This window comes from Paucibacter sp. B2R-40 (genome assembly GCF_025717555.1).
GTDB lineage: Bacteria > Pseudomonadota > Gammaproteobacteria > Burkholderiales > Burkholderiaceae_C > Paucibacter_A.
This window is the reverse complement of the sequence record NZ_JAJIRP010000008.1, coordinates 298,906-305,245: the sequence shown is the minus strand read 5'-3', so window position 1 is coordinate 305,245 and position 6,340 is coordinate 298,906. Positions and strand designations below refer to the sequence as shown.

General features: G+C 60.0%; 4 protein-coding genes. 2 read left to right on the top strand and 2 right to left on the bottom strand.

From position 1 onward, the window contains the following. Positions 1 to 1,976, bottom strand: a 1,976-nt coding sequence (locus LNV09_RS17650; RefSeq protein WP_263558378.1) for a two-partner secretion domain-containing protein, incomplete at its 3' end; no start/stop codon positions are given. Between the two features lie 65 nt (positions 1,977 to 2,041). Further along, positions 2,042 to 3,709 carry a ShlB/FhaC/HecB family hemolysin secretion/activation protein gene (locus tag LNV09_RS17645; RefSeq protein WP_263558377.1) on the bottom strand — a complete coding sequence of 556 codons (1,668 nt, stop codon included), beginning with the start codon at positions 3,707 to 3,709 and terminating at the stop codon, positions 2,042 to 2,044. A gap of 477 nt (positions 3,710 to 4,186) precedes the next feature. Between LNV09_RS17645 and LNV09_RS24765 the strand changes: the two genes are divergently transcribed. Both LNV09_RS24765 and LNV09_RS17635 read left to right on the top strand, forming a co-directional pair. After that, a complete protein-coding gene (locus LNV09_RS24765; protein ID WP_318023304.1) occupies positions 4,187 to 4,786 on the top strand; it encodes an OmpA family protein in 600 nt (199 codons plus the stop codon). Positions 4,787 to 5,055: 269 nt separating this feature from the next. Then, positions 5,056 to 6,339 carry a tetratricopeptide repeat protein gene (locus tag LNV09_RS17635; protein WP_263558376.1) on the top strand — a complete coding sequence of 428 codons (1,284 nt, stop codon included), beginning with the start codon at positions 5,056 to 5,058 and terminating at the stop codon, positions 6,337 to 6,339. Position 6,340 lies beyond the last annotated feature (1 nt).

Genomic DNA, 6,340 nt, shown 5'->3' with positions numbered 1-6,340 from the left:
GCAGCAATGCTCAACGTGCCCAGCGTCAAGGCGTTTGCATCCGTCACCTGTACGTTGTTCGCGCCGGTGTTGGTCAGACTCACCGCGCCCGTGAAGTTGTTGGAGGCATTGCCCAAGGTGATCGATGCAGCGCCACCGTTAAAGCTCGCCACACCCCCGACCGTCAGAGCCGAGTTTTGCGTGATCGCCCCGCCGTTCGAATTGACCGTCAAGCTGCCTGCCCCGGTATCAATACCGGCCAGCGTGATGCCTGTGGTATTGGCCGTTGCGCTCAGGTTGGCCCCGCCGGTCACGATTTGCGCACCGTTGGCCATGGTGATGGCGCTGGTATTGGTGCCAGGGGAGGTAAAAGCCAAATTGGAGCCGGCATTGAGATTGACCGCCAAGGTTTGCCCGCCGCCCGCCAACAGCTTGCCGCTGCCGGTAAAAATGATGTCGCGTTGCGCATCAAGTGTCAGGGTGGCACTGCCGGCTGACGTCACTGTCGAATTGACTGTGATATCTCCGCCTTCAGTATTGGCGCCTGCGGATCCCGCTTGGACCCTGATCGTCGTGCCACCCGTCAACGCGGCTGCCAGCACTGAATTGCTGACGATGGCGCTGTCATCCGTGCTGGCAAAAAATGGGGGCGTCGTATCGTCCACATTGGTATGCGCGCCGACCGCGTCGATCGAAATATTGTTCGGGTCCAGCAACCAGTTGCCGCCCTTGCCTCGCGACGCACCAGCATCGACAGTGCCTGTCGCGTGCAGCGTCTGTTTGCCAGAAGTTTCGACCTGGCCTCCGTTGCCTTCGTTGACACCCCCGCGCACTCTGATCGCACCGTTAAAACGGGTATGTCCATCCGCCCATACCACCACCTGCCCACCGTCGCCCTTGTCTGTCGCGCTGGCATTGATATTGGCCTTTGGGCCGATCACCGTCATGCTGGCGTTCAGCGGCTCACCGTGGCCCTGGAAACCACCCCCCACATGCACCAAACCGCCACCCGATGCGCCCGATGCGTCAATCAAGGCCGAGCCAAACAGCCCCACCCGCTGCCCCAGCACCCTCACCTCGCCAGCCCGCTCGTCCGCACCCGCACCACTGACGTCGATCTTGCCCGTCACCACCGTGTCGCCGACCGCGCCGCCGTTGATGAACACCTGGCCATTGCGGGTGCCGATCGAGCGCGCCTGCACCACACCGTCCATATTCAAGACCGTGTCCGCCAGCCCTGCCCTAGCCGCCGCGCGCAGGTCGACCGTGCCGCCGTCAGCCTGGATCTTGCCCAAGACCTTCAGCTTGGCATCGAGTTGCTCGTCGTTGCGGGGCTTGAAGAAAACCAGGCCGTCGCCGTCGATATCGATCTGCACCGCGTTGACCGCAGCTGCGGCCACGCGACGCGCTTCGATCTGGCCATTCAGGCTGATTTGCGGGCCGGCAAACACCACCGTGCCTCTAGATGCGCGAATCGTGCCGTCGACAATGATTTCACCGGGCTGCTCGGTGCCGCCGGTTAAGCTGTAGAGCCCAGTCTTGTTGTCAGGCGCAATGGCCAAACTCGTGGCCACCAAGCCGCCGACATCGACGACCGCATCGCGCCCGAAAACAATACCGCGTGGATTACTCAAAAACACCCGGCCATTGGCGTCGATGCGTCCCAAAATCTGACTCGCGTCATTGCCCGTGACCCGATTCACCAAGACCGAGCTGCTGCTGGGCTGCGTGATGCGCAGCGACTCGGCCGCGCCGACGGAGAAGGTTCGCCAATCGATGCTGGCCGAATCGCTGGCTTGCTTGATTTCAAGCCTGCCCACACCGGCTGCGTTGATCACGGCCGAGCCTGCCACCACCTGCCCGCCCTGCGGCAAGGCTTGCGCTGATTGGCCAAAGCCGGTGGCCAGCAAGGCTGCCACGCAAACAGGCGTTAGGCAAAGGCAGTCGGCAGCAAAGCTGTGCTTGGGGCGATTGGTAGTTTTGTTCTGGGCACGCATGATTTTTTCCTGGCAAGTAGTACTTTCTCTGCATGTCGGGGGCCACACGCGCGAGCTCTTTGGCTTCAGAAGTAGGCGCTGAACAAAGCGTAAACCCTGGGGTCTCGCACTGTCGTGTCGCCTTTTGCTTCACCCTTGATAGGCTTGGCGATGCTCAGCCGAAAGGCGTATTGCCCAGCTCGCACCCAGGCCAAACCCAGGCCGGCGCCCGAGTAGTTTGCCGTGTTGCTCTGTTCCTTTGAACCCGCGTGGCTGCCCAGGTCATGTCGGAACAAGATGTGGCCGAAATCGGCGAACAGAGCCAGCACGGTTTCCTGCGCCAACTGTCCGGTGAACATCGCCGTCAGCGGCGCACGCAACTCTGCCGTCGCGATCAGGCCCGAATCGCCTGTACCCTCTCCGTTGGCGAAGGCCCGTACCCCATCCGGCCCGCCCAGGCGGAATTGTTCTGTCGTATCCAGATTGCTGAAGCTGTACTGGCCGCGCAGACTCAGATAGGCGAGTAGCTTGCCGGTCACCATATTTTGCAAGCGCGAAACCGCCGCCGTGAACTTGGAATAATTGGGCGCGTCGGTCAAGCCCGAAGGTGGCCCGTCGGCATAGGTCACCTTGCCCGCTGCCACCCCGAAGTCATAGCTATTCACACCACCGGACAAGAAGCTGTCACGGGTGTCGCCATTGGCTGCCAGCAGCAAGCTTTGCACCCGCTTTTTGGTCACCGATGCCGAGGCGTCTTCACGGTCGTCATAGTGCTTTTCGTCGTAGGACAGCAAGGTGAAGAGATTCAAATTGCGCGAGCGAACCGCCGGGTAGAGGCCAAATAGATTGGCGTTCAAGGCCGTGCCGTGGCGGCCAATCGGAAATTCGTTCTCGTCCAGCTGGTAGCTGACCGCAGAAACCGCACCGCCAGCCCGCAAGCCGCTGCCGCCCAGTGGCGAGCTGTAGCCGGCCAAGACAAACTTCATGCCGGCATTCGTAGAACTGAGTGCACTGATGGACGCGCTATCACCCAAACCGAAGGGGCTGCCGATCGTTGCCTGTGCACCCACACGCGCCAAGCCAATGAAGCGCGAGCCATTGACGTCCACGTCCACCTTGTAGGCCATGCGGCTCTCGCGCCTGGGTTTCACGACCAAATTGGCGGTGCCGGGCAAGGAACCCGGTTCGATCTCAAACGTGGCGAAGATGCCGCGCAAGTCATTGATCAAGAACACCACCCGCTCCACCTCAGGGACCGTCAGGATGGTGCCCGGCTTGAGTTGCGCCAAATAAGCCTCGACGACGGATCGATCGACAATCTGATCGTCGTCCCAAATCAGGCGCACTTGGTCGAGCCGCCCCTCCAGTACGGCCAGTTGAATCACGTCGTCAACTGGCACCTGCTCGGGGATATAGGCATAGCCAAGGTAAAAGCCCAGCTGGCTCTGCATGAAGCGCGTGACCGCGTCCTTGGCGTTGACCAAGTCTTCCCAAGTCCGGCCTTTGCCGATATAGGGTGCGGTCAGGCCGGCAAGCGCATCTTTGAGCTTGGGGGGCGCATCGGCCGGCAGCGCGAAACCCGCTACGTCGACCAAGATTTCGTCCTCTGGCTTTTGCAATTCACGCAAAGGTGTGCGCTGAGGCAGCAAGCTAGGATCTGAGTCCAGCCGCTCCGGCTTTGGCGCCAAATCCGACGCTCGCGGAACGATGATGGGTGTGGCCACAGCTTGCGCCCGCACGAGGCTGGGGCTCATCAATTCGAGTAATGAAGCTGATACGACTGCGAGCGCTTTCTTTTTCACAAATTCCCTAACGACTTGCCGGTGATTTTTTTGTGGAGTTGGTGTTCATATGGCTGCGCAAGCGCTGCTGGCAGCTGGACCAACGCATCTGCCGAAAACACCCGGCCTTGTAGCACATCTGCTTGAAAACACAGTGTCTGGTGGATATATTCACGCGTGCTGGCCAAGCGATGAGAAACAGGCAATCATGTATGAACAGACGCAAAGCACGGTGCCTATGCGCTCATGGAAAACCCCGAGCCATTTGGGCAGCTGTGTCGCGTGTTATTTGACACAACAAGGTGCGAGAATCTCGCGCAATCTCCAGTTGATACCGGCGCAAGTTTGCGCGTCTCAATGCTTCAGCATCTGGGCTGCCGGCACTGCGCAAGTCTTTTCAGTTAACAACCGATGCTGTCGATGCAGTCGGACTCTCCGAGGTGAACCGTCATGTCTAAGCAATTGTCAGTTTCTGAGGTTTCCAATGCTGCGCTGCGGCTGAGTTTGGGCGCGATTTTCTTGGCTGCCGCTGTTGGGGCGAGTGCTCAAACTTCAGCCTCAAACGCCGCTCCTGCTGCCGCGACGCTCACCGCACCGATGACGGACCTGGGCAGCAAAGTACCCGACGCTGTGACGCTCAAGGAAGGTCTGTTTCCGGAAGACATGTGCGAGGAGTTGATCAAGAGCGGCTTCAAATGCATGGGCTTCAAGCCGGCCACCACTTTCTCGCTCAGCGCCGTGGCCTTCGCGATTGGTTCGGCCACCTTGCCCGAATCACTCAAACAGCAACTTGACGTCTTTGCAGAGGTCTTGAAGGGCAAGACGGGCTCGACCAAGAAGATCCGCATCGTCGGCCATGCCGACAGCAGCGGTGAAGAGGCGGCCAATCTGGCGCTCTCTCAGCGCCGTGCCGAAGAAGTTAAACGTTACTTGGTCAACAAGGGTGTTGATGCTGGCATGTTCGACGTCGCCGGCGTGGGATCCAAGGAGTTGTTGAAGCCTGGGATGCCGACTGCGGCCGAAAACCGGCGTGTGACGGTCGGACGTTGACCAAACGGACCAGCGGGGTTGACCTGCATTCAGACGGATATGGCGTATTGAAGTCAGTCCTTTGACGCCCGCATCATCGATGCTTGGCTAAGCTTGCATCGGCTCGGCAATGTTCGCTTGAGGGCGCCCCAGCAACTTGCCGGCTTTCCCAGTACTGCAGGATGATTGCCACTCAGTTCAGTCATCGTCCTTATCCTGAGTCTATGAAGCGCAAGCAGCCCCCGACCGCGAAGCATTTCCTTCATTTGCAAGTCAACATGCAGGCGGCCATGGCCAAACACCAGGCCGGGCAAATTCAGGCGGCGGCCGATCATTACCGCGTGATCCTCAGCTTGGCTCCCGAACTGCCCGATGCATTGCACTATTTGGGCGTCGCCGAACACCAGCTCGGCCGGCCCCGCGAAGCCGCCATACTAATCAACCGCGCTGTCAACCTGGTGCCGGGGTATGTGGACGCCCATAGCAACCTCGGCAACGTCTACAAAGAGCTCGGCGAGGTGACGCGAGCTGAAGCAGCTTACCGATCCGCGATTGCTCTGCGCCCGCAATTTGTGGCCGCACACAACAACTTGGGTGTGGTGCTGACCAAACAAAACCGCTTTGATGAGGCGATTGCCAGCTACCAGCAAGCCATCGTGCTCAAAGAGGACTTTGCTGAGGCCTGGCACAACCTCGGCAACGTGCTCAAGAAATGCGGCCGCCTTGAAGGCGCACTCACGGCCTACCGCCGCGCTATCGCACTGGCCCCTTACGCGCCCAGGGCCTACCAAGATTTGGGCAATGCCCTGGCCATTTGCAAACGCTTTGATGAAGCGTTGACCGTCTACAAGCAGTGGCAAGAGCTCGATCCCCACAACCCCGTTATCGAACACATGATTGCGGCCTACGAGGGCGAATCCCGGCTCAGTCGAGCCTCCGACGGCTATGTAAAAGACACTTTCAACAGCTTCGCCGAAAGCTTTGACGAAGTGCTAGCCCGCTTGGACTATCGCGCGCCCGCGCTGACGGGTGGCCTGGTGGCGGAACTTCTGGGCGCGCCCGCCGCCAAGCTACAGGTGCTCGACGCCGGCTGCGGCACCGGTCTGTGTGCCCCTTACCTCAAACCCTATGCGGCGACACTTATTGGCGTGGACTTGTCCAAAGGCATGCTGGACAAGGCTGCCCTTCACCACAGCTACGACCGGCTAGAACAGGCTGAACTCACAGACTTTTTGAGCGCCCACCCGAGCCAATTTGACCTGATCCTCGCAGCCGATACCTTGTGCTATTTCGGTGTCTTGCAGCAGGCCGTGGTCGCCGCTACACAAGCGCTTCGTCCCGGCGGCTATCTGGTCTTCACGGTCGAAGAGCGCAGCACGAACAGCGACCCTGGATACACCTTGCACCCTCACGGGCGCTACAGCCATAGCGACCCATATGTGCGCGGCCTACTCGAAGGTGCAGGACTGTCGATCAAAGCCGTCAATCACGTCACCCTGCGCACGGAAAGTGATCTCCCGGTACGGGGGCTGTTGTTTGCGGCATTTGCTGCGCATGGCGGTGAGCTTGGCTAGC

What these genes read in the sequence shown, in the direction of transcription:
- LNV09_RS17645 (WP_263558377.1), bottom strand. Translation starts at nt 3,709, where the DNA reads ATGAGCCCCAGCCTCGTGCGGGCGCAAGCTGTGGCCACACCCATCATC.
- LNV09_RS24765 (WP_318023304.1), top strand. Translation starts at nt 4,187, where the DNA reads ATGTCTAAGCAATTGTCAGTTTCTGAGGTTTCCAATGCTGCGCTGCGG.
- LNV09_RS17635 (WP_263558376.1), top strand. Translation starts at nt 5,056, where the DNA reads ATGGCCAAACACCAGGCCGGGCAAATTCAGGCGGCGGCCGATCATTAC.